The 25,899-nt window shown below is 69.7% G+C and carries 24 protein-coding genes; 12 read left to right on the top strand and 12 right to left on the bottom strand.

Translation table 11 applies throughout. The annotated features are described in order from the left end of the window. The first annotated feature begins 15 nt into the window (after positions 1 to 15). Positions 16 to 294 carry a hypothetical protein gene (locus GWK61_RS28910; RefSeq protein WP_194913682.1) on the top strand — a complete coding sequence of 93 codons (279 nt, stop codon included), beginning with the start codon at positions 16 to 18 and terminating at the stop codon, positions 292 to 294. A 21-nt stretch (positions 295 to 315) separates the two neighbouring features. Here the strand turns inward: GWK61_RS28910 and GWK61_RS28905 are convergent, their stop codons facing one another. Continuing rightward, positions 316 to 1,101, bottom strand: a complete 786-nt coding sequence (locus tag GWK61_RS28905; protein ID WP_228563108.1) for a DUF2470 domain-containing protein — start codon at positions 1,099 to 1,101, stop codon at positions 316 to 318. Between the two features lie 485 nt (positions 1,102 to 1,586). On the opposite strand from GWK61_RS28905, the gene GWK61_RS28900 reads away from it, so the two are divergent. Continuing rightward, on the top strand, positions 1,587 to 3,245 hold the full coding sequence (locus tag GWK61_RS28900) for a S53 family peptidase (RefSeq protein ID WP_194913680.1): 1,659 nt from the start codon (positions 1,587 to 1,589) through the stop codon (positions 3,243 to 3,245). Positions 3,246 to 3,288: 43 nt separating this feature from the next. Here GWK61_RS28900 and GWK61_RS28895 read toward each other — a convergent pair whose 3' ends face one another. Then, positions 3,289 to 4,188: a LysR family transcriptional regulator gene (locus tag GWK61_RS28895; protein ID WP_194913679.1), complete on the bottom strand. Its 900-nt coding sequence runs from the start codon at positions 4,186 to 4,188 to the stop codon at positions 3,289 to 3,291. A 106-nt stretch (positions 4,189 to 4,294) separates the two neighbouring features. Between GWK61_RS28895 and GWK61_RS28890 the strand changes: the two genes are divergently transcribed. After that, positions 4,295 to 5,212 carry a sugar phosphate isomerase/epimerase family protein gene (locus GWK61_RS28890; protein ID WP_194913673.1) on the top strand — a complete coding sequence of 306 codons (918 nt, stop codon included), beginning with the start codon at positions 4,295 to 4,297 and terminating at the stop codon, positions 5,210 to 5,212. After that, positions 5,209 to 5,607 carry a cupin domain-containing protein gene (locus GWK61_RS28885; protein ID WP_194913670.1) on the top strand — a complete coding sequence of 133 codons (399 nt, stop codon included), beginning with the start codon at positions 5,209 to 5,211 and terminating at the stop codon, positions 5,605 to 5,607. Before GWK61_RS28890 ends, GWK61_RS28885 begins: the two co-directional genes overlap by 4 nt. Positions 5,608 to 5,921: 314 nt before the next feature. On the opposite strand, the gene GWK61_RS28880 is transcribed toward GWK61_RS28885, so the two are convergent. The 6 genes from GWK61_RS28880 to GWK61_RS28855 all read right to left on the bottom strand — a co-directional run bounded on the left by GWK61_RS28880 (position 5,922) and on the right by GWK61_RS28855 (position 11,078). After that, a complete protein-coding gene (locus tag GWK61_RS28880; RefSeq protein ID WP_323747801.1) occupies positions 5,922 to 6,863 on the bottom strand; it encodes a CE1 family esterase in 942 nt (313 codons plus the stop codon). A gap of 80 nt (positions 6,864 to 6,943) precedes the next feature. Then, positions 6,944 to 7,726, bottom strand: a complete 783-nt coding sequence (locus tag GWK61_RS28875) for an amino acid ABC transporter ATP-binding protein (RefSeq protein WP_194913669.1) — start codon at positions 7,724 to 7,726, stop codon at positions 6,944 to 6,946. Then, complete coding sequence (locus GWK61_RS28870; protein WP_369125622.1) at positions 7,723 to 8,472, bottom strand: amino acid ABC transporter permease; 750 nt, start codon at positions 8,470 to 8,472, stop codon at positions 7,723 to 7,725. The genes GWK61_RS28875 and GWK61_RS28870 overlap by 4 nt, the downstream gene beginning before the upstream one ends. A 17-nt stretch (positions 8,473 to 8,489) precedes the next feature. Next, positions 8,490 to 9,410, bottom strand: a complete 921-nt coding sequence (locus tag GWK61_RS28865; protein WP_194913667.1) for a substrate-binding periplasmic protein — start codon at positions 9,408 to 9,410, stop codon at positions 8,490 to 8,492. After that, entirely contained in the window at positions 9,410 to 10,267 is an 858-nt protein-coding gene (locus GWK61_RS28860) for a creatininase family protein (protein ID WP_194913665.1), read from the bottom strand. The genes GWK61_RS28865 and GWK61_RS28860 overlap by 1 nt, the downstream gene beginning before the upstream one ends. 1 nt (position 10,268) lies before the next feature. Next, positions 10,269 to 11,078, bottom strand: a complete 810-nt coding sequence (locus tag GWK61_RS28855; RefSeq protein ID WP_323747800.1) for a FadR/GntR family transcriptional regulator — start codon at positions 11,076 to 11,078, stop codon at positions 10,269 to 10,271. Between the two features lie 292 nt (positions 11,079 to 11,370). Here GWK61_RS28855 and GWK61_RS28850 point away from each other — a divergent pair, with 292 nt between their 5' ends. From GWK61_RS28850 to GWK61_RS28840, 3 genes are all read left to right on the top strand, one after another. Continuing rightward, positions 11,371 to 12,357, top strand: a complete 987-nt coding sequence (locus tag GWK61_RS28850; protein ID WP_194913663.1) for a purine-nucleoside phosphorylase — start codon at positions 11,371 to 11,373, stop codon at positions 12,355 to 12,357. Positions 12,358 to 12,530: 173 nt separating this feature from the next. Then, positions 12,531 to 13,913 (top strand): alginate lyase family protein, encoded by a 1,383-nt coding sequence (locus GWK61_RS28845; protein WP_228563106.1) that lies wholly within the window; start codon positions 12,531 to 12,533, stop codon positions 13,911 to 13,913. Between the two features lie 165 nt (positions 13,914 to 14,078). Then, positions 14,079 to 14,600, top strand: coding sequence for a hypothetical protein (locus GWK61_RS28840; RefSeq protein ID WP_194913656.1), 522 nt, complete (start codon positions 14,079 to 14,081; stop codon positions 14,598 to 14,600). Positions 14,601 to 14,624: 24 nt separating this feature from the next. Here the strand turns inward: GWK61_RS28840 and GWK61_RS28835 are convergent, their stop codons facing one another. Then, on the bottom strand, positions 14,625 to 15,497 hold the full coding sequence (locus GWK61_RS28835; protein WP_194913655.1) for an LLM class flavin-dependent oxidoreductase: 873 nt from the start codon (positions 15,495 to 15,497) through the stop codon (positions 14,625 to 14,627). Between the two features lie 308 nt (positions 15,498 to 15,805). Here GWK61_RS28835 and GWK61_RS28830 point away from each other — a divergent pair, with 308 nt between their 5' ends. The 5 genes from GWK61_RS28830 to GWK61_RS28810 all read left to right on the top strand — a co-directional run bounded on the left by GWK61_RS28830 (position 15,806) and on the right by GWK61_RS28810 (position 21,738). Continuing rightward, positions 15,806 to 17,713, top strand: a complete 1,908-nt coding sequence (locus GWK61_RS28830) for a hypothetical protein (RefSeq protein ID WP_194913653.1) — start codon at positions 15,806 to 15,808, stop codon at positions 17,711 to 17,713. 104 nt (positions 17,714 to 17,817) lie between these two features. Then, on the top strand, positions 17,818 to 18,879 hold the full coding sequence (locus GWK61_RS28825) for a FecCD family ABC transporter permease (RefSeq protein ID WP_194913651.1): 1,062 nt from the start codon (positions 17,818 to 17,820) through the stop codon (positions 18,877 to 18,879). Next, positions 18,876 to 19,886, top strand: a complete 1,011-nt coding sequence (locus GWK61_RS28820) for a FecCD family ABC transporter permease (protein ID WP_323747799.1) — start codon at positions 18,876 to 18,878, stop codon at positions 19,884 to 19,886. Before GWK61_RS28825 ends, GWK61_RS28820 begins: the two co-directional genes overlap by 4 nt. After that, positions 19,883 to 20,725 (top strand): ABC transporter ATP-binding protein, encoded by an 843-nt coding sequence (locus GWK61_RS28815; protein ID WP_194913649.1) that lies wholly within the window; start codon positions 19,883 to 19,885, stop codon positions 20,723 to 20,725. The genes GWK61_RS28820 and GWK61_RS28815 overlap by 4 nt, the downstream gene beginning before the upstream one ends. Next, positions 20,722 to 21,738: an ABC transporter substrate-binding protein gene (locus GWK61_RS28810; RefSeq protein ID WP_194913647.1), complete on the top strand. Its 1,017-nt coding sequence runs from the start codon at positions 20,722 to 20,724 to the stop codon at positions 21,736 to 21,738. The genes GWK61_RS28815 and GWK61_RS28810 overlap by 4 nt, the downstream gene beginning before the upstream one ends. A gap of 49 nt (positions 21,739 to 21,787) precedes the next feature. Here the strand turns inward: GWK61_RS28810 and GWK61_RS28805 are convergent, their stop codons facing one another. From GWK61_RS28805 to GWK61_RS28795, 3 genes are read right to left on the bottom strand one after another with little or no spacing between them, the layout of a single operon-like run. After that, positions 21,788 to 22,972: a type III PLP-dependent enzyme gene (locus GWK61_RS28805; RefSeq protein WP_194913645.1), complete on the bottom strand. Its 1,185-nt coding sequence runs from the start codon at positions 22,970 to 22,972 to the stop codon at positions 21,788 to 21,790. Continuing rightward, positions 22,965 to 24,716: an IucA/IucC family protein gene (locus GWK61_RS28800; protein WP_194913639.1), complete on the bottom strand. Its 1,752-nt coding sequence runs from the start codon at positions 24,714 to 24,716 to the stop codon at positions 22,965 to 22,967. The genes GWK61_RS28805 and GWK61_RS28800 overlap by 8 nt, the downstream gene beginning before the upstream one ends. After that, positions 24,713 to 25,855 (bottom strand): MFS transporter, encoded by a 1,143-nt coding sequence (locus GWK61_RS28795; protein ID WP_194913701.1) that lies wholly within the window; start codon positions 25,853 to 25,855, stop codon positions 24,713 to 24,715. The genes GWK61_RS28800 and GWK61_RS28795 overlap by 4 nt, the downstream gene beginning before the upstream one ends. Positions 25,856 to 25,899 lie beyond the last annotated feature (44 nt).

The following is a 25,899-nucleotide window of genomic DNA, read 5'->3' as shown; positions in this document are numbered from 1 at the left end:
GATCAGGGGAACGCAATGAAGTTGAAGCTCCGCATCGGACGGCAGCAGGCACAGGACCCCCGGCCCGCCCGCACCACGGCGCCGACGACCGCACCGGCACACGTGCCACTCCCCCGCACGCCGGAACAGAACGTGGTGCGCGCAGGCACGTTCTGCCGCGCGAGCGAGGTCGGCCGGACGGCGGTGACGGAAGCGGGGCGCGCCGTCGTCGCGATCCGCGCCGGCCGTTGTGGGCGGTGGGTGTACGCCGAGCAGGCGGACCGAACTGAGGTGCGGTCGCCTGGTGCGGCCTGAACGCCCCGCTCAATACCCACGCTAAGCCAGATCGGAATCCTGCTTTTGGTCCACAGCGCGCCAGGCCTCCTCAAACAGCGCGCGCACCGTCCGCCGCAGTTCGGCCACATCCGTCACGGCAGCCGGAAACTGGAACCGCGCATCAAAACTCCCGCCGCCATCGCTGAACCGCACCCGCAGCCCGAATCGGTCCAGCGCCAACGGCACCACATCCAGCGGCATCCCAGGCGCTCCGTCCCCGTCCCGCCCCTCGACCAGCGCGCACAGCCACCCGAGCTCGCCACCGTGCGAGGCCGCAAGGTGCTGCAACAGATCGGCCTCGTACTCGGCCAGCGGATCGGGCTCGGCCGCCGCGAAGTCGTCCGGCTCGACCAGCTCGGTGCCCCACACGTCCTCGACCGTGACCTCGCCGACCTCCAGCTTCAGCCAGCCGCGCTCCAGGCCGTCCCGCACCGGCGTGAGCCAGCCGGCGACGTAGGCGCGGCTGCGGATCCGATCCGGGACCGCGACCGGCGCGACGTCCGTGATCTCCAGCACCGCGGCGACCTCGTCGTTGCCTGCGCACCTGACCGCTCGCAGCGCCGGTGATCCGACCGGAAGCCGCAGGATGATGTCGGCGTCCCCGATCACCACGCGCTGCGAAGGCAGCATGCTGAGCGGATCGAGCACCGACAGTCCCGGAATGACCAGCGTCGCCGACGAACTCCCCGCCGCGAGCGTCCGCGCACGCTCCGCGGCCGTCGGCTTCGCCGGCAGCACCTCGCCGTCGTGGGGACACGAGCTGCACGAACGACGCTGCAGGGGCATGCGGACTCCTCGATAGTTTAGGTAAGGCTTACCTAACATACAGCGCGGGACGAACACGGACCAGCCATCCCCACTGAGACCCCGAAATGTCACCGATGCTTCGGATGCCACACCATTCGACGACAAAGGCGTTGTTGACCGTTTGTTCGTGCTCTGATACTCATGAGAATGTGAAGCGGATCCGGCTCGTATCCCGATCCCACATCGACCTCGGTCGCGTGTGGTCCTGTTCGTGTTGCCGTTGATCCCCGCCGCGCGCTAGGCGCTCCCCTTCAACACACCCTCCTCCCGTGACGTGAGTAGAGGGTGCCGATCCGCGCGCTTCGGACCAACCGCCGGTTGATTGTAAAACCCTGATTTCGGGGCTTTTCAAGACACGAACACGGCATTACCGTCTCATTCAACACATCGCAGGACACGAACATTCGTGTCCGAAGCGACGTGTGCCACCGAAGCATCTCCCCACCAACCCCAAGGAATGGCCCATGCCTGTCTCCACCACTGTCAACCGGCGAATACGGCGGACGCTCGGCGCGCTCGCCGCACCGCTGCCGGTCTTCGTGCTCGCCCTCCCGGTCGCGCACGCGGCGACCCCGGCCGCGGTCCGGACCGCGCTGGCCGGCACCGCCGCCGCGCCGCACCTGGCGTCCGACGCCGTCCGGACCGGATCGGTCGCGGCGAACACGCCGATCACCCTCGAAGTCAGCCTGACGCCCCGCAACCAGGCCGGTCTGGACGTGTTCCTGCGTCAGGTCGCCGACCCCGCCTCACGGCAGTACAAGCACTACCTCACCGTCGCGCAGTACGCGGCAACCTACGGCGCCGGCGACGCCCAGATCGCGCAGGTCACCAAGTACCTGCGCGGCCAGGGCCTGTCGGTCGGCACGGTGACCGCCAACCACCAGACGCTCGCCGTCAGCGGCACCGCCGCGCAGGCGGAGAAGGCGTTCGGCGTGCAGCTGGGCACCTGGCGCACCGGCGGCCACGACGTCTACGCCAACACCGCCGCGCCGACGCTGCCCGCGGACATCGCCTCGGTCGTCTCCAGCGTGGCCGGTCTGTCCAACGCCTCGAAGCGGACTCCGAGCTACCACATCGACAACCACGCCGCCGGAACCCAGGCGGCGCCGCACGCCGGCACCGTCCTCACGCCGACCAAGGCGCGCGGCGGCTACAACCTCACCGGGCCGCTCGCGTCCGGCGACAACGGCTCCGGCCTGACCGTCGGCCTGGTGGAGTTCTCGGCGTACTCGTCCTCGGCCGTGGCGGCTTACAACTCCAAGTACAGCCTCGGCGCGCCGGCGGCGACCGTGGTGAACGTGGCCGGCGGCACCACCGACACCTCGGGCTCGGTGGAGGACGAGCTCGACATCGAGGTCGTCAACGCGTTGGCCCCCAAGGCGAACGTGAAGGTGTACGAGGCGCCGAACAGCGACGCCGGCGAGGTCGCGCTGTACGCGGCCCTGGTCAGCGCCGACGTCCCGGTGATCTCCAGCAGCTGGGGCCAGCCGGAGAACCAGGAGAACAACCTCACCTCCGACGACGCGGACTTCAAGGAGGCCGCAGCACAGGGCCAGTCCGTCTTCGCCGCCTCCGGCGACAACGGCGCCACGGACGACGGCTCGTCGCTGTCCGTCGACTACCCGGCCTCGGACCAGTACGTGTCCGGCGTCGGCGGCACGAACCTGACCGTCTCCTCGTCCAACGCCTGGAGCAGCGAGACCGGCTGGTCCGGCAGCGGCGGCGGCCAGTCCGACAAGTGGTCCACCCCCTCGTTCCAGGCGCCGGTGAACTCCAGCGGCCACCGCGAGGTGCCGGACGTCTCCGCCGCCGGCGGCGACAGCAGCCCGTGGTACATCGACGCCGACGGCAGCTGGACCGACGTGTGGGGCACCAGCGCCGCCGCGCCGAACTGGGCCGCGTTCGTCGCGGACTACGACACCGCCGCGGCCAAGGCCGGGAAGGCGAAGTTCGGCTACGCGAACAGCTTCATCTACAGCGTCGCGCGCAGCTCGCTCTACAACACCGATTTCCACGACATCAAGTCCGGTAACAACGGCGGCTACAGCGCCGGCGTCGGCTACGACGAGGTGACCGGCTGGGGGTCGTACAACGCGGCGCAGTTCATCGCCACGAAGCTGTAAGGCTGTAAGGCTGCAAAGCCTTAGGAACCAGCGCTGGATCCCTTCACTGACGTGCGTCGGTCCCGGTCGGCAGAGCTTGCCGCTCGGGACCGATGCCGTGTTCTGCTATCTCGACCAGTCTGGCGACAAGCGCATCAGCCTCCTGACGCACGTAAATCGTCAGCTCCCTGATAAATGGCGGATCCGGTTCGAGAATCCGGCCGCGGAACGACTGCGGCACCACGTTGTGCGGCACCAGCGCCGGCCCGAGCCCGGCCTCGGCAAACGCGACCGCCGAGGCGGTCTGCTCGGTGCGCACAGCGATGCGAGGTACGAAGCCTGCGTCGGCGCAGACCCGGTCGACGACGGCGGACAGGCCGTTGGCCGGCGTGTAGTGGACCCAGCGGTGCGCGGCCAGGTCGGCCAGCGTGGACACCGGCTCCTCGGCGTCGCCCAGCAGGACGACGAAGCGTTCGGTGAGCAGCGGATACACCGGGCCCGGCCAATCGTCGGGGCGGGGCCCGACCGCCAGATCGGCCTCCCCCTGCGCCATGGAGCGCTGCAACTCCGCGGCGTGCCGGTGCTCGTGGACGTCGATGTCGACGCCGGGCATCGCCTGCCGCCACGCCCGGATCAGGCGCGGCAGGACACCCAGGCTCACCGAGTAGACGGTGGCCACGCTGACGCGGCCGGTGTAGAGGCCGTCGCTGTCGCTGGCGACGTGCGCCATGCGGCGGCTCGCCGTGAGGGCGGCTCGCGCGTGCACCAGCGCGCCGCGGCCAGAGCTGGTGAGGCGGACGCCGTGGGGCAGGCGCTCGAAGAGCCTGGTGCCCAGCTCCTTTTCCAGCGCGATCAGCTGGACCGACAGGGCCGGCTGGGACACGTGCAGTTCGGCGGAGGCGCGGCTGATCGAGCCGTGCTCGGCGACGGCGACGAAGTACTCGATCTGGCGTGAGGTGGGCATCGGCTGACCTCCTGGTATCAGGAAAATCTATACCAGATGCCAGATCTTTGTATTTGAACTTCTATCTCGCCGGCCGTCGAATAGATGTGACCACCACCACGCGCAGATGGAGGACCCGAGCGTGAAGCTCTCGATGCACAACTGGATGCGGCCGGAGGCGCTGGCCACCACGGTTCCGCGGCTCGCGCGGTGCGGATACGACGGCATCGAGCTGGCGTCCGACCCCCGCGCGATCGACCGCGAGGCCACGCGGCGTCTGCTGCGCACGCACGACATCGTCTGCGCCGGCACGCTGGCGCTGTTCCTCGGCGGCCGCGACCTTCTACACGAGGACGCCTACGTTCGCGAGGGGAGTCTGACGTACCTGCTGGAGACCGTCGAGCTGACCGCGGATCTCGGCGGGACGTTCGTGACGGTGCCGTGCACGGTCGGCAAGATGACGCCGTCGGCGGCCCCGGAGGTCGAGTGGCGCTGGTACGTGGACGCGCTGCGGACCGCGGCCGACCGGGCCCGCGCGCTCGGGATCCGGCTCGCGATCGAGCCCCTCAACCGCTTCGAGACGTACCTGATCAACCGCGCCGACCAGGCCCTGGCGCTCGCCGAGGAGAGCGGGGACGACGTCGGGGTGTGCCTGGACATCTTCCACATGAACATCGAAGAGGTGAGCCCGGCCGCGGCGATCAAGGCGGTCGGCGACCGCCTCGTGCACTTCCACGTCGCCGACAACAACCGGCTCCCGCCCGGCCAGGGCGCGGTCGACTGGCACGGCCTGATCGCAGCACTGCGCGAGACGGGCTACGACGGCTGGCTGTCGGTGGAGTTCATGCCCGCGCTGGACCGCACCCCGGTGGCCACCCGCCACATGGCCGAAGTCGACGAGGCCACCGACCTGACGGCCGGCATGCGCCAGTGGATCCGCGACCACGGCTCCGGCGTACTCCCGGACGCGACGTACGAGGAGTACACCCGACAGAGCACTGAGTTCTTGCGCAGCGTCCTGTCCGAAGTGGAGGCGCCCCGATGAGCACCCCCCTCAACCTCGCCGGCGACCTGATCGCCACCGACTTCGAGGGCTGGTCTCCCGAACTGCGCGAGGAGTTCGAACGCAACGCCTACAACGACCAAGTCGGCTCCGAACTCCTCTCCGAGGACGCCCGCGTCAAAGTCTGGATGATCACCGTCCCACCCGGCGGCCGCCTCCCGGCCCACCGCCACATCCTGGACTACTTCTGGACAGCGCTGTCGGACGGACACTCGCTCCAGCACACCGACGACGGCACGACCCGCAAGGTCTCCTACCGCGCCGGCCAGACGCACCACCTGTACTTCGCGCCCGGGCAATACCTGCTGCACGACCTGGTGAACGACGGGGCGACCGAGCTGCGGTTCCTGACGGTGGAGCACAAGCGGAGCGAGTGAGGCCACCTCAGCGCCAAGCCCAGGTCCGACTGGCAGAGCAAAACCATCTGCCCAGCCTGCCCGGCACAGCACCGACCGGCGAGCCGCGCGCGATGCTCCGGCTGGCGCACGGCACGGCCCCGGTCTGCCTGCCGGCGAGCCGCGCAGTGATCCGGCTGGGTAGGTGAGCCAGGCCAGCTGCACAGACAGGCCACCTCGGCGCGGTACTGGTCTGCTTGCCAGCGAGCCGAGCCGCGGGCGATCTGATCGGCGAACCGAGCTAGCCCGGGCAATCAGCACATACTGGTCGCCCGGGCTGTCGATGAGCTCTAGCTCTAGCTCCAACTCCACAGCGCGCAGGGCAGCGGGTGCTGCCGCAGGAAGCTGATCATCAGCGCGGTGGCACTGACCGTCTGGGTGGCCGACGGGGTGCTGCTTCCGGGCCACACGTGGCCGCCGCCGTCGATCCGGTAGTGCACCACGTCGGCCCCGCCTTGGCAGTTCTGCCAGTTCTCCCCGGTCACGTCGTCCTGCTGGAAGAAGACGGTCGGGGCGCTGTCACATCCGTCCTGCGTCGCCCACTGCGCCATCCAGTCGGGGATCGCCGGCAGGCCGCGCGCGGGGTCTCCGTCATAGGGGATGACGGTGTCGCCCGTGCCGTGGAAGTCCAGGACCGGCACCGGGCGGTCGGGCGTGCAACCCTGCTGGCCGTACAGGGCGCCGGAGACAACGGTGACGGCGGCGATGCGATCCGCCATCGTGCAGGCGAGGCTGGCGGCGAAGGCGCCTCCGTTGGACTTGCCAGCGAGCATCACCCGGCTGGGGTCGACGCAGAGTGTGCTCTGAAGACCCGTGATCAGGTCACTGACGAACAGCGGGTCGTTGTCCATCTCCGGCGTGCTGTACGGAGCGCCGGGCCAGGCGGCCTTACCGCCTTTACCCGGCAGGCCCTGCGGATAGACCGCGATGGTGTTGTCGTCGGTGATGTCCGTCACCTGTGACTGCGACGTGTCGGAATCGCCGCGCCCGTGGAACGTGATGACGAGCGGGTAGTGGCGCCACGGACGGTAGCCGCCGGGGATACGGATGACGTACTCGCGCGTCGCGCCCCCGGTGTCGATGGTCTGCGTCGTCGTGCTGCCGGGTTCGGCGAACGACGGAATCCCGCAGCCTGTGGTGGGAATCGCGTAGTCGACGACGCCTGCCGGCGCATCGGCGTGCGCCGACTGCAGCGAGGCCGCGGGGCCGGCGAGTGCCAGCCCGATCCCGGCCGCCACCGCGACAAAGGCAGCGGCACATCTCAAACCTCTGGTTCGTGCGAAGCCGTACATGAAGTCGCCTCCGGTGAGAAGAGAAGTCAAAGCACTTGGTCTAGGAACTCCCGCAGTCGCCCGCTCTGGGGCGAGTCGAACAACGCGTCCGGCGCCGCCGTCTCCAGCACGCGGCCACCGTCCAGGAACGCGACCTGATGAGCCGCCTCCCGCGCGAAACGCATCTCGTGGGTCACGACGATCATCGTCATCCCCTGCTGCGCCAGATCGCGCATCACCCCGAGCACGCCCTTGACCAGCTCCGGGTCCAGGGCCGACGTCGCCTCGTCGAAGAGCATCACCTCGGGGTCCATGGCCAGCGACCGGGCGATCGCCACCCGCTGCTGCTGGCCGCCGGACAACTGAGAAGGACGCCGGTCTTCGACAGCGGCCAGCCCGACCTCGGCCAGCCGCCGCCGCGCGATCTCCACAGCCTTTTCGCGAGGAACGCCCAGCACCTGCTGAAGCGCAAGGGTCACGTTGTTCAGCACGCTGTGGTGCGGGAACAGATGGAACCGCTGGAAGACCATCCCGACGCGAGTACGAATGCTGTCGACATCCGCACCGCGATCGGTGATCGCCTCCTCCCCGATCAACACCCGCCCCGAATCAGGCACCTCCAACAAGTTCGCGCACCGCAACAACGTCGACTTGCCCGAGCCCGACGGCCCGATGACACACGTCGTAGTACCTCCGGCGACCTCCAAATCGACGCCGCGCAGAATCGGCGTCACGCCGAAACTCTTGTGGATGTTCTCGAAACGGACAGCAGTGGGAGCCCGATGAGTGGCCTTCCCATCGCTGCGCGCAGCATTGGAGACCGTGTTCATGCGATGGCCTCCTGACGCATCACGGGATCGATGGCAGCAGCACGGGGACCCTCACGCAACCGCCGGTCCCAAGCGTTGACCGCATACGTGAGCGGCACAGTGATCGCCAGATACAACACGCCGGCCGCGACCAAGGGAGTCAGCGACGCATCATTCGTAGATGCGTCCTGGGCAATGGCGAACATCTCCCGTTGCCCCGCCGCCAGCCCCAGCAGATACACCAGAGCCGTGCTCTTGATGACGAGAATGAACTGGCCTGTCAGCGCCGGCAGCACCTGCCGGAACCCGATGGGGAACACCACCAGCCGCATGGTCTTGCGCTGCGACATCCCCACGGACCGCGCCGCCTCGACGATGCCCGGATCGACACTCTGGAAGCCCGAACGGAAGATCTCCGCCATATAAGCACCCTCAGTCAGCCCGATGGCGAGCGCCGCATACCCGTACGTCCAGGTCCCGAAGATGTTCAACCCGGCGACCGGCAGCCCCTGCCCGATGAGGTAGATGCTCAGGATGTGCGGCAGTCCACGCAGGACGTCGACGTAGCACCGGCTGGGCAGACGGGCGAAGCGGGTCCGAGCCATCAGACCGGACGCGATCACGATGCCCACCACCAAGCCGATGACGCTGGCCAGAAGCGCGAGCACCAGAGTGTTGAGCAGTCCGGTGCGAAGCAGTGAGGGGAAGACGTCCACCAACAGATGGCCGTTGAAGAACGTGTCCCAGAAGCGCTGCAAACCGTTCACGATGCTTGCTCCTGTCCTCAGGGCGTACTGGACGAAGAGGAAGCGGAAGCCGAAGAACCAGCGGAACCAGAGGAGCCAGAGGACGACGCCGCCAGAACCTGCTGCATCCCCGGATAGTCGCTGAGCATCTGATCAGGGATCTTGGTCCCCGGCGGGTTCCACTTGGCGAACAGCTTCGTATACGTCCCGTCCTTGATGACCTGCTCAAGCGCGGAGTTCAACGCCTGCAACAGCTTCGGCCGGTCCTGCGCCACCGGGAACGCGCTCAGCCCGCTCGTCACCGGCGGCGAAGCCACGAAGTCGCTGTGCTGCCCCAACAGATTCTGAGTCGTGGTGGTCCCGGTCAGCAGACCGTCCACCTGCTTCGCCGACAACGCGTTGGCGCTGGAAGCGATGTTGGGGAACTCTCGAATGGTGACCTTCGGCGCCGTGGCCTGAAGCAGAGATATCAGCTCACTGCCTTGCGTGACGGCGATGGTCTTGCCGTTGCAGTCGGCCACCGTCGCGATCGCCGCGTTCTTCAGCGAGACCACCTGCGCCTGGCTGTAGTTCACGGCCGAGGTGAACGCCGTCTGCTTCTTGCGGTCCGGAGTGACCAGCACCCCGAACGCGGCAGCGTCATACAGATGGTTGCGCACGTCCGGCAGCATGCTGTTGAAGTTCGTCGACACGAAGTCGGCTTTCAGATTCAGCTTCGCGGCCATCGCGGTCGTCAGGTCCACCATGAAGCCCGCCGGCTTGCCGTCCTGGACGAACGACACAGGCTTGTCGTCCGCACGGTAGGCGAACTTGATGGTCCCGGCGGTGAGCGTGCCGTATGAGTTGCCGCTGCTGCTGCCGGAGGCCGATGAAGAGCTGGAGCCGCAGGCGGTGGGCAGGAGCAAGGCGAGGGGCGCGAGCGCGATGGCGATGCGCCGCCGGAGTCTGGACGAGAGCATCAGGCCTCCAGGGTCAGGGGATCGGAATCGGCAAGGGTGGGGGTGGGAAGGTGTGCGCGGTCGGGCAGCGCCATGAAGTCCTCAAGGAACGCCACGACCCGGTCGACGACGGTGGTGATGACCGCCTCCCCGTCCTCGACACTGGCCTCGCGGCCGTCGCCGAGGGCGCCGGTGGGGCTCAGGACGTGGTAGTCCTGCGGGAAGTGGATGCCTTTGTGGGTCTGGCTCAGCCGGCCGGCCGGGTCCAGGTCGTGCACGGTGGCGGCGCCGCGGATCAGCTGGTCGGGCCGCACGAGCGTGGGATCGGCGAACAGCGCCTGCGACGTCTCGATCTCGCAGCTGTGGCCGCGCACGGGGCTGGTGGCCAGCCGCGCGACCACGTCCGAGGCGACGTTGGTGATGCCGCTCCAGGCCAGGTGCAGGTCGGTGTGGCGGGCCCGCAGCCGTCGAACGCTGATGTCGACGGCGGAGTTGTTGCCGCCGTGGCCGGTGAGGATGAAGATCCGGCGCCAGCCGTGCCGGTACAGGCTGGTCAGCAGGTCGTCGATGACGTGGCCGAGGGTCTCGGCGGTCAGCGTGAGGGTTCCGGGGAAGCCCATGTGGTGTTCGGAGACACCGACCGGGATCACCGGGGATATCAGGACTCTGGGCGAGAGCCGCTCGGCGATCAGATCGGCGACGACCTCGGCCCGGGTGGTGTCGGTGCGCAGGGCCAGACCGGTGCCGTGCTGCTCGCAGGCCCCGAGCGGAACGATCGCGACGGGTGCTTCGGCGCGGCGGCGGCGCACTTCGGGCCACGTGAGATCGGCCAGGCGGTGGGAGCGGGGGCGATCAAACGACGCGGCGTCAAGGGTCATCTCATTCTCTCGTTCGAGGTGTGGGCGGCTCGCCCGGAGGCGCGGAGACCTGCCGTTCAGTGCGCTCGACGGTGTAGCGCAGCTCCCGCAGGTGTTCGCGAACCAGGGATTCGGCGGCGGCGGAGTCACCGGCCCGGACGGCCACGACGATCGCCTGGTGCTCGTCGTAGTCGCGCTGCCGGTCGGTGATCAGGCGCCGCAGGAACTGCTGCTCCCGCGCCCGGACCTCCAGCAGCGAGTCGACGATCTCGTACAGCACCTTGTTGCCGGACGACCTCGCCAGCTCGCGGTGGAAGTACAGATGCGGACGCGGGTCGTCCGGTGACCGGGTCGCGGTCTCCAGAGCCAGCTCCAGGCGCTCCAGATCGGCCTCGTCCCGGTGCTGCGCGGCCAGCGCCGCAATCCCGGGCTCGATGACCAGACGGGCTTCGACCAGCTGGATCGCCAGCTCGGCATAGTCGGTGATCATGGAGTTCGGATTGGGCATCAGGGTCCTGTGAACCCCGGCGCCCACATACACGCCGGAGCCATGACGCAACTCCACCGCGTCGGTGGCCTGAAGCCGCCGCAACGCCTCGCGCATCGTCGGCGTGGTCACCGAGAACTGCGCAGCGAGCACTTTGACGGTGGGCAACGGATCGCCCTGGTTCAGGCCCTCGCGGTTGATCAGGCTGAGCACTCCGGAGGCCAGGCGGTCGGAGAGGGTTTCCGGGCGAGCGGGGTCTCCGCTCAACAGGCCCCCGGCAATGGCCCCGGCCGCGCTTCCGGCCATGGCCCCCGGCGTGCTTCCAGCAGGTTTCGCCTCGTGCACTTCGCTCTCCTCTACGGCTGGCGTGAAGTGAATAAATCACTTAGTGACTTACGTGTCAAGGAACGGCGAGCCGGGACTGAACTCCCGACCCGCGTGCGGCATACGTAGGCAGCAAGTGTTTCGTCTTTCCGCACGGATTTCGGAGGTACGTGCCACCACCTCAACGGCCACACGTTCGAACGGCCGGGCCAGACCACCTCCGGCACCCCGAAGCCGTCCCTCGCCCGATGCGGGTCGCGGCCGGCCGCCTCGATAATCGTCGCCTTGACGTGTCACGCGAGGCGAAGGCGGGATGGCGATGGTCCGGCAGGTGCGGGTGCTGGTGATCACGATGTTCGACACCGAGCCGGAGGACGGCCTCGGGGAGGGCTTCCGGTGGCGGGTGCGTGAGGGCCTGGACACCTCGGTGGTCGTGCCGGGTCTGTGTGCCGACTTCCCGCTGGTGCACGGCCGCGCCGACGGCCTGTGGCTGCTGACCACCGGCATGGGCGAGTCGAACGCGGCGGCCTCGGTGGCGGCGCTGGCGCTGTCCGGGCTCTTCGACCTGTCGCAGGCCTACGTGCTGATAGCGGGCATCGCCGGGATCGACCCGGCCGTGGGCACGATCGGATCGGTGGTGTGCGCGGACTTCGCGGTCCACGGCGGCTACGCGCACGAGCTCGACGCCCGAGAGATCCCGGCCAGCTGGCCGCACGGATTCGTGCCGCTCGGCGCGAGCGCGCCCGGCAAGCCGCCGGAGCTGCGCGTCCCCGGCGAGGTCTACCGGCTGGACGAGTCCCTACGACAGGCGGCGGCCTCGATCGGCGCCGGCGTCGAGCTGGCCGACGATCCGGCGGTCGCCGCCCTGCGCGCCGAGTACCCGGGTGCCGGCAGTCAGGGCCCTGCCATGCTGTCCGGATCGTCGCTGACCACGAGCGTGTTCTGGTCCGGGCATCAACTCGGCGCGCGAGCCACCAGCTGGGTGAGCGACTACACCGACCGCCGCGGCCGCTACGCGGTAACGCAGATGGAGGACAACGCGACCCTGGTGGCCCTCGAGCGCGCGACGCAGGCCGGACTCGCGGACCTCTCACGCGTGGCAGTGCTCCGCGCCGGCGCGAACTTCGACCGCGCCGCACCCGGCAAGGCCGCCGAGTCAGCGTTCACCCAAGACGTGGGCTGGACGCTGGCCGCGGAGAACGTCTGGCGCGTCGGATCACCGCTCGCCGCAGAGATCATCACGAACTGGGACGCCTGGCAGCACGGCGTCCCGGCGCGCTGGGCCGGCGTTCCGCTGTAACCCGCCGCCGGCTAAACGCCGCCGCGTCCCGAGCTGCGCGCTTCACCGGTGCGTTCGCCGGCATCCATGCCGTCGACCTGGTGGCCGGCACGTTCTGCGCCGACTTCACCGGATTCCGGATCAGTCGGCGAGCACCGAGGCCTTAACAGATCTCTTATATTCAAGGTGGAACGATGCGCTCCATGTTACCGGTAACCAGCGGCACCGCGATGCCCCGCCGCAGCCTGCTGACCACCGTCGCAGGCGTCTCCGGCGGTGCGGTCCTGGCGGGCTGCGGCGCCGCGTCCAGCCAACAAACGTCGCCGGATCCGGCAGCTCATCTCAAACCCCTGACCTCCGGTCCGACCCCGACCACCGGCTCGTCGAGCACACACGCACCCTCACCCACCACCGGCACCACGTCCAGCTCCCCGAGCACCGCCCAAAGCTCCCGCTCGGACTCGCCGACCGCCGGCGGGCATCCCGGCATGCTGCACACCACGGCCGACTTCGCGCGCATGGCCGCGAAGGTCGCGGCAGGCGCACAGCCGTGGCGCGCCGGCTGGGAGCGGCTGGTCGCGAACCCACATTCGCAGTCCGGCTGGCGCCCCCGGCCCGCCGCGACCGTCTACCGCGGCAGCGGCACTCCGGAGAACTACGCCGCGCTCTACAACGACATCCACGCCGCCTACCAGAACGCCCTGCGCTGGAAGGTCAGCGGCGACACCAAGCACGCCGACACCGCGCGCGACGTCCTCAACGCCTGGGCCCACACGCTCACGCGCGTCGACGGCACCGCCGACAAGTTCCTCGCCGCCGGCATCTACGGCTACCAGTTCGCCAACGCGGCCGAGATCCTGCGCGGCTACGCCGGCTTCGACCTCGCGGCCTGCCAACACCTGCTCCAGACCGTCTTCTACCCGCTGAGCAGCAGCTTCCTGGCACGCCACAACGGCGCCTTCATCACCAACTACTGGGCCAACTGGGACCTGTGCAGCATGGCCTGCGTGCTCGCCGTCGGTATCCTCAACGGCGACCACGCCAAGGTCGACGAAGCCGTCACCTACTTCAAGAGCGGCGCCGGCTACGGCTCCATCGAGCACGCCGTCCAGTTCCTGCACCCCGGCGGTCTGGGCCAGTGGCAGGAGAGCGGCCGCGACCAGGGCCACACCACGCTCGGCATCGGCCTGGCCGGCACGATCTGCGAGATGGCGTGGAACCAGGGCGTCGACCTGTACGGATACGACGACAGCCGCCTACTCAAGGGCTGCGAGTACGTCGCCAGGTACAACCTCGGCCAGGACGTCCCGTTCACGCCCTTCACCTGGAAGTTCGGCGCACCGGGAGTGTGGTCGGGCTCGAAGGACATCACCGCGGTCTCGCCCCAGGCCCGCGGCGACGTCCGGCCCATCTGGGAGATGGTCTACAACCACTACGTCGCACGCCGCGGCCTCGCGGCGCCATACACGGCCGCGTTCGCGGCGAAGGTACGGGCCGAAGGCGGAGGCGGCGACTACGGCCCTAACAGCGGCGGCTACGACCAACTCGGCTTCGGGACGCTGGCCTTCAGCCGCTAGGCAGCAGCGGCTTCCTGACGCACTACCGCCAGCTCTGCCTCTCACCCCATCGGGTACCGCGCCCCGGATTATGCGATCACTGTGCGCAGATTGTGAAGCCCCGACTCAAGAATCCCGCCTGTGACAGTCGTCGCATCCTTACCCCGATGAACAAGAGGGTTGAGAATGTCTGAACCATCGCTGAGCGGCCGCGACTTCAGCCGGCGCACACTCCTCAAGGCCGGCACGGGCCTGACCCTGGGCGCGGGCCTCGGCCTCGGCGCGGGCGTGGGCAGCGCCGCCCCGGCCTACGCCACCAACGGCATCGACCAGACCGGAACGACCAGGAGCACCGCTGTCGACCAGCTCAAGCTGGCCAAGAAAGCGATCGCCGACCCCGCCTTCGACCGCATCGTCAAGATGCCCACCGCCACCGTGCCCGGCCTGCACACCCGCCTCGTCAACACCAACACCCTGCTCGGCGAGAACGGCGTGATCGGCATGAAGACCGGCTCCAGCACCCCGGCCGGTGGCGCGCTGATGTGGGCCGCCCGCCAGCCCGACGCCCACGGCACGACCCGGCTCGTGCTCGGCGTCGTGCTGGAGCAGCATCAGGGCCCTACGTCAGCCGACGACCTGCGCGCGGCGCTCGCCGCCAGCAGAACCCTGATCCACGGCGTCGGGCAGGCGCTTTCTTCGATGCGCTAGGGGCCCTACAGTGCGGCGGAAGGCTCAGCTTCTGCGCGCCGCGAGCACCGCGCCGAGCTGCCGCACAGGCTCGTCCCCACTGAACCGCAGCACGACGCTCGTCGCGCCGGCCGCCTCAAGCTCCGCGATCCGTGCGACGGCGTCGGCAGGCGTCCCGCTGACGGTGAACACCTCACTCGGATCGCACCCCAGCCAGCCGGCCTGATCCTCGACCTTGTCCCGCAGCGCCTCCGCGGCTTGCCGGACGTCGTCCGCCACGGCCGCGTAGGCGAACACGATCAGCTCATGGTCCGGCGCCGCCCCGCCCTTCCGGATCAGCGCCAGCGCCGCCTCCAGATCGGTGGGACCGTGGCCCTCGGCGATCACCGTGCCGTCCGCGAGGCGCCCGGCGAGCTCCAGCGACCGCGGCCGCACGACGCCCAGCACGACCGGCGGCACCACCTCGGGCGGGTGCACCAGCCGCAGGTCGTCGATCCGCACCTCCCGGCCCTGCGTCTGCACGCGCTCGCCGCGCAACAACGCACGCAGTGCTTCGGTCGACTCGCCAAGCAGGGCCAGCGCTGAGCCGGGAGCGGCCCCGACCGAGGCCATCCACTCGGTGACGCCGTGTCCGAGGCCGGCGACGAACCGGCCGGGGTGGACACGCGCCAGGAACGCCGTCTCCATCGCCAGCAGCGCCGGATTGCGCAGCGGCGCCGGGGCGATGCCGAGGCCGACCCGGAGCCGCGAGGTCGCCGCCAGGGCAAGCGCCGCCGCCGAGATGCCGCCGCCCCATCCGAGGTCTTCGACGACCCACAGGTCGTCGGCGCCGAGCGCCTCGACCTCGCGGGCGAAGGCCGGGAGCCCTTCCGGGGACCAGGCACGGTCGTACATGACACCGATTCGAAGATTCGTCACGCGGCAGGACGCTACCCGACCACGGGCGTCGGCGGAGGTGTCGGCGGCGACGGTCTCTGCGGCAGCGTCGGCGGCGGCAGCGGTCTCGGTGTCCGCAGTGGTCTCGACGGCGCCGCCGACACCCGTGCAACCGGCCCATCTCGGTGAACGGCATCCGGGCGCTGCGAGGCCGTACACTCTCTTCGCTCACACGGTCTGGCCCTTGTCCATGCCTGGCAACCTCTTCGAGGTGCTCGTGAGTCTCTTTCGGTATCGCGTCCGCTGCCCGGCGGGCGCCACGGGGCTTGGCGAAACCAGGACGGGACAGGATGAGCGCAGACACCCTCATAGCCGAGACCGAGGAGGCGACGTCGTGGAGACGCCGGCTGCATCCGGTCGCCATCCAGGACTTCGTGACGCGGCTGATGTACCGCGACGTGTTCGGGGTGCGGGTCGGCGTGCTGGTGCTCATCTTCCCGCTGTTCGTCGCCTCGATGGCGATGAGCGTCACCAGCCGCCAGGGGTGGAACCATCCGCCGGACAGCCGGTACTACCTGACGATGATGGCGCGGGACATGGGGCACTCGCTGCCCTCCTCGATCAAGCTTGAGCAGCAGGTGTCGCCGGGCACCCACATCGCGCCCTGGTACTTCGCCGACAACGACCCGACGTGGCAGCTGGCCCGGACCCGGATCCTGTATCCCGTGCTGTCGATACCCTTCATCTGGCTTTGGGGACTCTCCGGCGGGTCGCTGATGATCCCGGTGCTCGGCGACGTGCTGTTCCTGTGGGCGATCGCGCGTGTGCTCCAGCGTCTGTACGGCCCGGCGGTCGCGGTGATCGTGACCGGCGCGTTCAGCCTGGTGAACCCGATCTGGGGCTTCTCCTGGGCCGGTACGGACACCCTGGCGATGGGGCTGACGGCCGTGATGGTGGCCAGCTTCCCGATCGGGCGACGCGCGGCGCCTTCCCATCTGGCGTGGATCGGCCTCATGGCTCTGTTCATCCCCCTGACGCGCCAGGTCGGGGTGCTCGCCCCGGCGATGGCCGGCGCCGGGTGGCTGTGGGCGCTGGCGCGGGAGCGGACGTGGCGGAACCGGTGGCTCAGTACGCTGGTGGTCACCTCGGCGGTGACGGTGGCGACGCAGGTCATCAGCATGATGCTGGCCAAGACGGACACCGGCGGGGTCCTCAGCCGCGGGCAGACCACCACCTGGGGCGTCATCAGGCAGTTCGTCCACTTCCTGAAGATCGTCACCCAAGAAGCGTGCACCTACATGTGGCACAGCGACCGCACGCTGTACGCGCTGCTGATCGCCGCCGGCATCACGGTGGTGATCCGGTTCAAGTCCGACGCCGCGGCGGTGTTCTTCGGAGCGGTCTGCGCGACCTACGTCATCACCGCGGGCGTCGGCTACTCGACCCTCATGCGCTACGAGATGATCATGTTCCCGGCTGCCGCCGTAGCGGCCGGTGAGCTGGTGTCGCTGCTGGTCGGGGATCGCGCGACGAAGGCGTCGGATCCGTCGGAAGCCCCTGAGACCCCCGAGACGACGACCCCGGTCACGACGCCGTCCCGGTTCGGCCTGATCCCGGCCCTGGCAGCCACCCCACCCGGCCGCTTCCTGGGCCTGCATCTCCCGCGCGCCGAGCGCTACCGCCCGCAACTCCTCGCAGGCGGCGCCCTGTTCGCGATCGTGGTCGGCATCTCGATCCCGGGCTCCTGGAGCTCATCGATCGACGCGCCCGCCTCCCCCTCCCTCGCCGCAGCGCAGGGCACCCAGTCGTACGCGGTCCACCCCCTGGCCAAGCCCGGCGCCGAGGTGACGCTGCGCACCGCCTTCGACCAGGCCTTCGCCCTGGCAGTGGACAAGGGAGGCCTGGAAGGCGCCTTCGACTGGGTCCACCAGATCCGCTACCGACCCCTGGCGCCCGACCAGCTCGGCTGGAGCCAGCGCGACAAGAAGGACGGCACATACGTGCTGTACCCGAACTCCCTCGGCCAGGACCTGACCGGCATGGAGGCCTTCGGCCGCGCCATCTCGCTGGACCGCACGGTGCGCGACGACACCATCAAGATCCTGACCCGCCAGGTCAACCCCTACGGCGAGGACGTCGTGTTCACGGTCGAGGACACCTCCGGCCACGTGCACCGAGGCACCGCGTCCACGGTGTACCCGATCTGGAACAAGGGGGACGCGGGGAACCTGACCTCGCTGATCTTCGACGCTTCCTGATTCGCTCCGGCCGCCGGCTCCTTCACATCTCGTGAAGGGGCCGGCGGACTGGTTCCCACCCCCGTTTGACGAACTTAGGTAAGCCTCACCTAAACTCTCCAACCATGCTCACCTCCGACGGGCCGACGGCTGCCGCCACGGGACCCGCCCGAACCCCGCCTCGACAGTCCCGCCACCTACCGCCCTTCGTCGTGGCGACCGTCGGCCTGGGTCTCCTGCTCCTGTGCAGCATCCTGAGCCTGGTCCTCGGACCGCGCTCGATCCCGCTCTCCACCGTCCTCGACGCCCTCACCGGCTCCGCCCACGGCGCCGGCGCCAACCCCGACGCCGACGTCGTCACCGGCCTCCGAGTCCCCCGCACGCTGATCGGGCTCGTCGTCGGAGGCGCACTGGGCGTCGCCGGGGTCGTAGCGCAGGGCGTGACCCGCAATCCGCTGGCCTCGCCGACCACCCTCGGCATCAACGCCGGGGCCGGGTTCGCGGTAGTAGCAGCGATCTTCGTCTTCCACCTCGCCACGCCGCTGGAGTACGTCTGGTTCGCCGTGGCTGGTGCCGCAGGCGCAGCAGTCCTGGTCCACGTGCTGGCGATGCGCCCCGGCGACGTGGATCCGGTCCGCCTGGCCCTCGCCGGCACCGTCCTCACCGCGATGCTCGCCTCCTGGACCATGGCCCTGATGCTCGCCAGCCAGCGCACGCTGGACGAGGCGCGGTTCTGGCTCGCCGGCTCCATCGGCGGGCGCGACCTCGGCGTGCTGGTACGAGTCCTCCCGTTCGTCGTGGTCGGCCTGCTCCTGGCCTTCCTGGTCGCCCCCTCGCTGAACGCCCTCGCACTCGGCGACGAAGCAGCGCACGCGCTCGGCGTCCCCGTGGCCCGCATGCGCCTGATCGGCGGCGGCGCGGTGGTCCTGCTGGCCGCCGGCGCGGTGGCGGCAGCCGGGCCGATCCCGTTCGTCGGGCTGGCCGCGCCGCACCTGGTGCGACCACTCCTCGGCGGCGATCATCGACGCCTGATACCCGCCTGCTTCGTCGCCGGAGCGACGCTGCTCCTCGCCGCCGACGTCCTGGGCCGCCTGGTCGCGCGGCCCTCGGAGCTGGAGACCGGCATCGTCACGGCCCTGCTCGGCGCGCCGTTGCTGGCCTGGCTGGCCCGAAGGACCGCGCGGTGAACGCCCTAGCAATCGCCCGGCGCCGAACCCTCGCACTCTGCGCGACCTGCCTGGCCCTACTGATCGCCCTGGTCGGCATCGCCCTCAGCACCGGCCAGTTCCACATCCCCTTCCTCGACGCCCTCCGAGCCCTGTTCGGCGCCGGCGACTCCGCAACAGTCCTCGTCGTCCAACAGTTTCGAGCACCACGAGTGATCGCCGCGCTCGTAGCAGGCGCCGCCCTAGCCGTAGCCGGGTCCATGACCCAGCGCCTGCTCCGCAACCCCCTCGCCTCCCCTGACGTCATCGGCGTCACCGGCGGCGCCTCGGTCGGCGCCGTGCTCGTGCTCGCCGCAGGCAGCGTGCCCGCCGCCTTCACACCGGTCGCGGCCGTCGCAGGCGGCTTGCTCGTCGCGGCCCTGCTCGGTGCCTCGGCCTGGCGCTCGCGCGTATCAGTCACACGACTCGTCCTGGTCGGAGTAGCGATCCAGCAAGGCCTCGCAGCCGTGGTCAACCTGATGATCGTCCGCTTCCCGGAAGAGCTGGCCGGCCAGGCATTGCAGTGGACATCAGGCTCCCTCTACGGCCGGACCTGGCCCGAGATCTGGATCGCCGGCGGAGCGATCGCAGTCGTCGGCGCCGGCGCGGCCCTGATTCAGCGGCACGTCGCAGTGCTCGATCTCGGCGACGAATCCGCCGGCGGCCTCGGCCTGGACTCCCGACGCTCCCGCCTCGGCCTGCTCCTCCTGGCCGTGGTCCTGGCCTCGCTCGCCGCAGCTCTGGCCGGACCGGTCGGCTTCGTGGCCCTGGTCGTGCCGCACATCGTGCGCCGCCTGGCCGGCCCGCCGACCGCCGCCACCCTCGTCCTCACCGCACTGACCGGAGCGCTGCTCCTGCTCGCCGCGGACTACGTCGCCCTGAACCTGCTGCCGATCCGCGGCCTGCCGGCCGGAACGGTCACCGCCACCCTCGGCGCGCCCTGGCTGCTGTGGCTGATGGCCCGCTCGCAACGAAGGAACCTGACATGACCCGCCTTGCCACCCGCGGCCTCGACCTGCGCTACGGCGACCGCATCGTCGTGCGCGGCCTGGATCTGGAGATCCCGGCCGAGGCGGTGACCGCGATCGTCGGCCCCAACGCCTGCGGCAAGTCCACGCTGCTGCGCGGCCTGGCCCGCCTCCTCGCCCCGGCCGCCGGCACCGTCCTGCTCGACGGCGCCGACATCCACCGGATCCCGGCGCGCACGCTGGCCAGAACCATGGGTCTGCTGCCGCAACAACCGGTCACTCCGGAGGCCATCACCGTCGAGGCCCTGGTCCGACTCGGACGCCATCCCCACCAGCGGGTGTTCAGCACCTGGTCGGGCACGGACCAGGCGGCGGTCGAACTGGCCCTGGTCCGCACCGGCGTCGCCGACCTGCGCGACCGGCCGGTCGACCAGCTCTCCGGCGGCCAGCGGCAGCGCGTGTGGATCGCGCTGGCGCTGGCCCAGGACACCTCGGTGCTGCTGCTCGACGAGCCCACGACCTTCCTGGACCTGCGCCACCAGCTCGACGTCCTGAACCTGGTCGCCGACCTGCACGCCGAAGGCCGCCGCACCATCGTCATGGTGCTGCACGACCTCGGCCAGGCCGCCCGCTACGCCGACCACCTCGTCGTGCTGCACGAAGGCGAACTCGCCGCCGCCGGCCCGCCCGCGGACGTCCTGACCGCCGACCTCGTCGAGCAGGTCTTCGAGGTGCCGTGCCGCGTGGTGCCCGATCCGGAGACCGGCACCCCGCTGGTCGTGCCGCTGGCCCGCAAGGCCTCTCCCACAGCTGTCGTATCTGCCACCCCTGCCGTACCGAACTCATCGAGGAACCCATGACCACGAACCGCCTTGTCCCGGCCCTGATCGCTTCCGCGCTGGCCGCCATACTGCTCGCCGGATGCGCGAGCAGCACTAGCAGCGGCAGCAATGGCACGTCCGGCGCGAAGCAGAACACTGCTTCGTCCGGCGGCGCCGACGGCACGACCGCCACGTTCCCGCGCTCGGTCAAGCACGCCATGGGCACCGCCGTGATCAAGTCCCAGCCCAAGCGCGTCGTGGTCCTGGACAGCGGCGAACTCGACGACGTCACGCTGCTCGGCATCACGCCGGTCGGCGCCGTCTCCCCGCACCTGAAGAGCGAGGGCGGATTCCCCTCCTACCTCAAGGACGAGATCAAGGGCACCGTCGACGTCGGGCCCATGACCGAGCCGAACCTGGAGCTCATCGCCTCCCTCAAGCCGGACCTGATCCTGACCTCGAAGGTGCGGCACGAGAAGATCTACCCCCAGCTCAACGCCATCGCCCCGACGGTGATGGCGGAGACCACCGGCTACCCGTGGAAGGCCAACCTGGCGCTGTACGCGCAGGCGCTCGGCAAGGAGAGCCAGGCCAAGACCGCGCTGACGGCATACGAGGCGCGCGCCGCGAAGCTCGGCGGCGAGATCAAGGCCAAGAACAACGGCACGATGCCGACGGTCTCGGTGGTGCGCTTCGTCGCGGGCCCGACCCGGCTGTACGAGAAGGCCTCGTTCAGCGGCACGGTGCTGACCGACGTCGGCCTGACCCGGCCGTCGGCGACGGACGCGGACCAGATGATGCTGGAGGTCAGCGCCGAGCAGGTCGGGAAGGCCGACGCCGACATGGTGTTCGTCACGACCTCCGACGATCCGACGAAGACCAAGGAGACCGAGGTGCAGGGCACGTCGGTGTGGAAGGACCTGCCGGCGGTGAAGCAGAACCGGGTGTACAACGTCGCGGATGAGACGTGGATGTCCGGGATCGGGGTGCAGGCGGCGGATCTGATGTTGGGGGACATCGCGAAGGCGGCGGGTGTCGCGGCGCCGCAGTAGGGCTGAGGCGAGAAGGGGCGAGGCCTTGTGGCCTCGCCCCTTTCGCGTATCAGAGGTCTTCTAAGTGATGGAACGTCGGGTGTGGGTGCATGAGGAATTCGTGGTGCGAGATGTTCCATGCGTAGGCACCTGCCATCGCGAACGCGATCCGGTCGCCGGCGCGTAGGGTCTCGACAGGAGCCTGATATGCGAGGACGTCCTTCGGGGTGCATAGCTGACCTGAGATCGTCACTCGGGTCGCGGTGGTCGTCGGCCGGTTCCAGGCATGGGGCCAGTTCTGGACCGGGCAGACGACGAAAGGCTGCGAGTGGCCGCGGGTGGCGGGCGTCCGCAGATGGTGTGTGCCGCCGCGGATTACGGCGAAGTCCTCGCCGTGGCTTTGTTTGACGTCCAGGACCTCCGAGACGTACCAACCGCAGTAGGCCGTCATCGCACGGCCCGGCTCGATCCGCAGTGTTAGATCGGGACGGCTGTCGAGGAGCCGGGCCAGGCCCGTGCCGTAGGCGTTCCAGTCGAAGCGATGCGTCGGGTCCTCGTAGTCGACGGCCATTCCGCCGCCGACGTTCACCTCGTCGAGCCGGATTCCGTGCTGGGCTGCCAGATCCGCGGTCCAGTCGACGACGCGTTCGACGACGGCGAGGTGTTCGGTGGCGGACAGTCCGCTGGCCAGGTGCGCGTGGATTCCGCGCAGCCGCAGCCTCTCGAACTCGGGACTGGCCAGCAGGCGTAGGCATTCCGGCACACGCGTCGGATCGAGGCCGAACGGTGTCGGGCGGCCGCCCATGGCCAGCGCGACGGAGTCCAGCACTCCGCCGTCCATCGGCAGATTGACGCGCAGGAGTACGTCGATGGGACCGTCGGCTGTTGCCGCGAGTTGCTGGAGTTCATGCTCGCTTTCGACGTGCCAGCGACGCACGCCGAGGCGTAGCGCGGTGGCGATCTCATCGGTGGTTTTGCCGGGGCCGCCGAAGGCGAGCGGGGCGTCCGGGACCACGGTGCGCACGTGCGTCAGTTCGCCGCCGGAAGACACCTCGTAGCCGTCTACTGCACCGCGCAGTGCGGTTAGGACGGCCGAATCAGGGTTCGCCTTCGCTGCGTAGTACAGCTCGACGCGTTGCGGGAGCGCGGCGCGGATTTCTGCGGTATGCGTGCGTAGCGCCGACAGGTCGTAGACGTATGCGGGGAGGTCGGCGGAGGCCAGCTCTTCGACGTATCGCAATACTCGTTCACTCACCGCACGACACTCCTGGCGCCGAGGCTCGGGCAGCCGCGCTGAGCACGTCTTCTGCCAGCGGCGAGGGCAGCGGCACGTAGCCGGCCTCGCGGTCGGCTTTGCGGGCCCAGCGGGTGAGTAGGTTGGCCTTGGCCGGGAGCGGGACCCCGGCGAGCAGCGCGGCCAGGCGGGGCGGGCGGCCGTATTCGTCGGCGTACTCGGCAAGCACCGTCCGTACCTCGGCCCACAGCGCGACCTCCAGCGCCGGGTAGCGGTCGGCGATGGCGGCGAGGAGTTCGGAGACGTGGTTGACCAGCAGGCAGTAGACCACGCGGTCCCAGCCGCGCTGCGCGTCGTACGTCATGGGGCTGGCGACGTCGGCGGGCAGCTGGCTGAGCAGGGCGCTGTTGGCTTCGGGGACCAGCTTGGTGCCTTCCAGGTCGCGCAGGAGGATCTGCGCCGGGCGTCCGGTGTCGTCCACGCAGACGAGCACGTTTTGGAGATGCGGCTCAAGCACTACGCCGTGGTCGAAGTAGGCGGCGAGGACGGGCGGCAGCAGTAGCCTGAGATAGTCCGTCCACCACTGGCGCGCCTGATCGGGTCCGGTGCCGTCGAGCAGGGCTGAGATGTGGGCTGCGCTCGTCGGGTACTCGTCGGCGACGGCGGCGGCCAGAAGGGGCGTCAGACCGGGGCGGACTCGCGGTGACAGGCCTTCGCGGACGATCAGGCCGAAGCCTTCGAATAGGCCGGTGTCGACAGCGCCGTCGGGGCCGGGCAATGCCAGGGTTCGGAAGGCGGGTTCGCGCAGCATCGCGGTGTTGGGGAAGCGGTCGGCGAGTTCGGCGAAGGGCTCGGCGAGCAGCCGGGTGAGCGCGACGGCGCCGGCGAGTTCGTATGCTGCGTTCTTGCGCAGGCAGTTGGTGATGCGGACGTTGAGGCTGAACTTCAGGAAGGTGCCTGCGCCGTGCAGGGTCCGGACTGAGGCGGTGGCGTCGAAGGGGACGCCGCGGAGGCCTAGGTCGATGACGTCGCCGCTTTCGAGTGCGGCGCGCAGTGTCGGGTCGTCGTGCAGCAACTCGAACTGCCAGGGGTGAACGGGGAGCAGGGTGTGGCCTGGGGGGACCGTGCCGAGGGCGTCCAGCTGGGCCAGCGCCTGCGGGTCGACTGTGTCCTGGGCGATGAACTCGGTCCGGACGGCGAGGTGGCGGAGCTGGAAGCGGGCGCGGAACTCGGGGGCGTAGTCGGGCCAGGAGCCGCGTTCGGCGTGGCGGGCTTTGGGGGCCGGGTGGAAGCGGTGGCCGAAGAGGAGGGCTTGTTCGGATTCGGTGTAGCGGTCGTCTGCGGCGGCTGGGCGCGCCTTGCGTGCTGACAATGCGGCCTGGACGCCGTCAAAGCTTGAGGCCACCTGCGCCGGGAACTCGCCGTTGTCGAGGCCGCTGCGTAGTGTCAGCTCGGTTCTGATGTGGTCGGCGAGTTCGCGCCAGTCGATTTCGCGTCGTCCGGCCGTGGTCTGCTCGTACACCGGTCCTGCGAAGCGATGCGCGCCGATCAGTGATGACCGGCGTAGTGCCACACGCAGTTGCACGCCGCGTCGAGGCAGACGTAGCAGCAGGTGGCCGTCGGCGACGGCGGTTTGGTGTTCTGGTGCTGAGACCTCGCGCAGTAGGCAGTTGAGCAGGGTGTGCGCGACGACGTGGTCGGCGCTCGGCAGCGCTGCCGTAGGGGTTGGTACAGCTGGCTGACGGCGGTCGGTGTGGACGGTCATCGGTGGCTCCTACGGGTCAGCAGTATGAGAAGGGCGGCGGCGAGTGCGGCGGCGGTGCCGGTGAGCAGCGGGGCGACAGGGCCGTAGGCGCTGCCGGCGAGCGCCGCGGCGGCTCCGGCGGCGACTGCGCCGAGTTTGGAGACGAGTTCGTATGTGCCGAACATTCGGCCTGGCTGGCGGCCTCGGGCGGCTTCGGCCGTCAGGACCGACAGGCCGACCAGGCCCAGCGTCAGGCCCGCGCCGAGGACGAGCCGGGCCAGGACGAACGCGGGGAGGGTGTGGGCCGGCCAGTGTGCGGCGAGGCCGAGTGCCACCAGGACGAAGCCGAGGAGAAGGCCGGCGCGCGGCCGGGTCAGGACGGCGGCGTGTATTCGGCCGGAGCTGAGCAGGTAGAATAGGTGCGGCAGCGCGAAGACGGCTCCGGCGACGGTGTCGTTGGTGCCCGGTATTCGTTGCTGGACGAGGGCGATCAGGTAGGGGAAGGAGACGACCGTCGCGAATACGAACAGGAACTCGAAGACGTAGAGCAGCCTGAGCGCCCCGCGCGCCATGGTCGGCACGGCGTTGGTGGAGCGGTCCGCGGCGTCGGGCCGCGTCGGCTCCGGCAGGAAGGCGAGCAGCACCGCCGCAGCCAACGGCAGGACGGCCAGCACCAGGTATTGGCGGTGCGGCGAGAGCCACGGCGACAGCCCCCCGACCACAATCGGCGCCGCGACGAGCGAGGCACGTGCGCTGCCCTGCATCAGGGTGAGCGCCTTCGACAGCTGCGACCCCTCCAACGCGGCACCGAGGTACCCGTTGGTCGCGGCGAACGTGCCACCGAGGAACCCCTGGAGCACCAGCGCGGCGGTGAAGGCCGCCAGGCTGTCGGCCGCACCGGCGGCCAGGAACGAAACGCTGAGCCCAATCTGCGCCCGCAGCAACAACCGCTTGCGCCCATGCCGATCAGCCAGCCGCCCCCAAAGCGGAGCCCCAAGCGCACTGAAGACGGTCGGCACGACGTAGAGGAGCCCGGCCCAGTGCGCACCGCGGTCACCGAGCGCAGGCAGGATCTGCGTGAGGTAGGGCGGCAGCCCCAGCGCCGCGAACGACGCGACGAAGTAGCAGGAGGCGACGGCGCGGACCTGGCGGCGGGTCAGGCCTGCGGGAAGGAGGTTCGGGGCCGGGCGGGTGGCGGTGGGGG

The sequence above is a fragment of the Catenulispora rubra genome (assembly GCF_015356825.1).
Taxonomy (GTDB): domain Bacteria; phylum Actinomycetota; class Actinomycetes; order Streptomycetales; family Catenulisporaceae; genus Catenulispora; species Catenulispora rubra.
This window is presented reverse-complemented; position numbering and strand designations above follow the sequence as displayed.

Bases quoted from the DNA above. Each gene is read 5' to 3' on its own strand.
- GWK61_RS28800 (WP_194913639.1), bottom strand. From the start codon at position 24,716: ATGACCGTCCACACCGACCGCCGTCAGCCAGCTGTACCAACCCCTACG.
- GWK61_RS28885 (WP_194913670.1), top strand. From the start codon at position 5,209: ATGAGCACCCCCCTCAACCTCGCCGGCGACCTGATCGCCACCGACTTC.
- GWK61_RS28860 (WP_194913665.1), bottom strand. From the start codon at position 10,267: ATGACCCTTGACGCCGCGTCGTTTGATCGCCCCCGCTCCCACCGCCTG.
- GWK61_RS28850 (WP_194913663.1), top strand. From the start codon at position 11,371: ATGGCGATGGTCCGGCAGGTGCGGGTGCTGGTGATCACGATGTTCGAC.
- GWK61_RS28905 (WP_228563108.1), bottom strand. From the start codon at position 1,101: ATGCCCCTGCAGCGTCGTTCGTGCAGCTCGTGTCCCCACGACGGCGAG.
- GWK61_RS28840 (WP_194913656.1), top strand. From the start codon at position 14,079: ATGTCTGAACCATCGCTGAGCGGCCGCGACTTCAGCCGGCGCACACTC.
- GWK61_RS28875 (WP_194913669.1), bottom strand. From the start codon at position 7,726: ATGAACACGGTCTCCAATGCTGCGCGCAGCGATGGGAAGGCCACTCAT.
- GWK61_RS28890 (WP_194913673.1), top strand. From the start codon at position 4,295: ATGGAGGACCCGAGCGTGAAGCTCTCGATGCACAACTGGATGCGGCCG.
- GWK61_RS28895 (WP_194913679.1), bottom strand. From the start codon at position 4,188: ATGCCCACCTCACGCCAGATCGAGTACTTCGTCGCCGTCGCCGAGCAC.
- GWK61_RS28865 (WP_194913667.1), bottom strand. From the start codon at position 9,410: ATGCTCTCGTCCAGACTCCGGCGGCGCATCGCCATCGCGCTCGCGCCC.
- GWK61_RS28830 (WP_194913653.1), top strand. From the start codon at position 15,806: ATGAGCGCAGACACCCTCATAGCCGAGACCGAGGAGGCGACGTCGTGG.
- GWK61_RS28900 (WP_194913680.1), top strand. From the start codon at position 1,587: ATGCCTGTCTCCACCACTGTCAACCGGCGAATACGGCGGACGCTCGGC.
- GWK61_RS28845 (WP_228563106.1), top strand. From the start codon at position 12,531: ATGCGCTCCATGTTACCGGTAACCAGCGGCACCGCGATGCCCCGCCGC.
- GWK61_RS28810 (WP_194913647.1), top strand. From the start codon at position 20,722: ATGACCACGAACCGCCTTGTCCCGGCCCTGATCGCTTCCGCGCTGGCC.
- GWK61_RS28825 (WP_194913651.1), top strand. From the start codon at position 17,818: ATGCTCACCTCCGACGGGCCGACGGCTGCCGCCACGGGACCCGCCCGA.
- GWK61_RS28910 (WP_194913682.1), top strand. From the start codon at position 16: ATGAAGTTGAAGCTCCGCATCGGACGGCAGCAGGCACAGGACCCCCGG.
- GWK61_RS28815 (WP_194913649.1), top strand. From the start codon at position 19,883: ATGACCCGCCTTGCCACCCGCGGCCTCGACCTGCGCTACGGCGACCGC.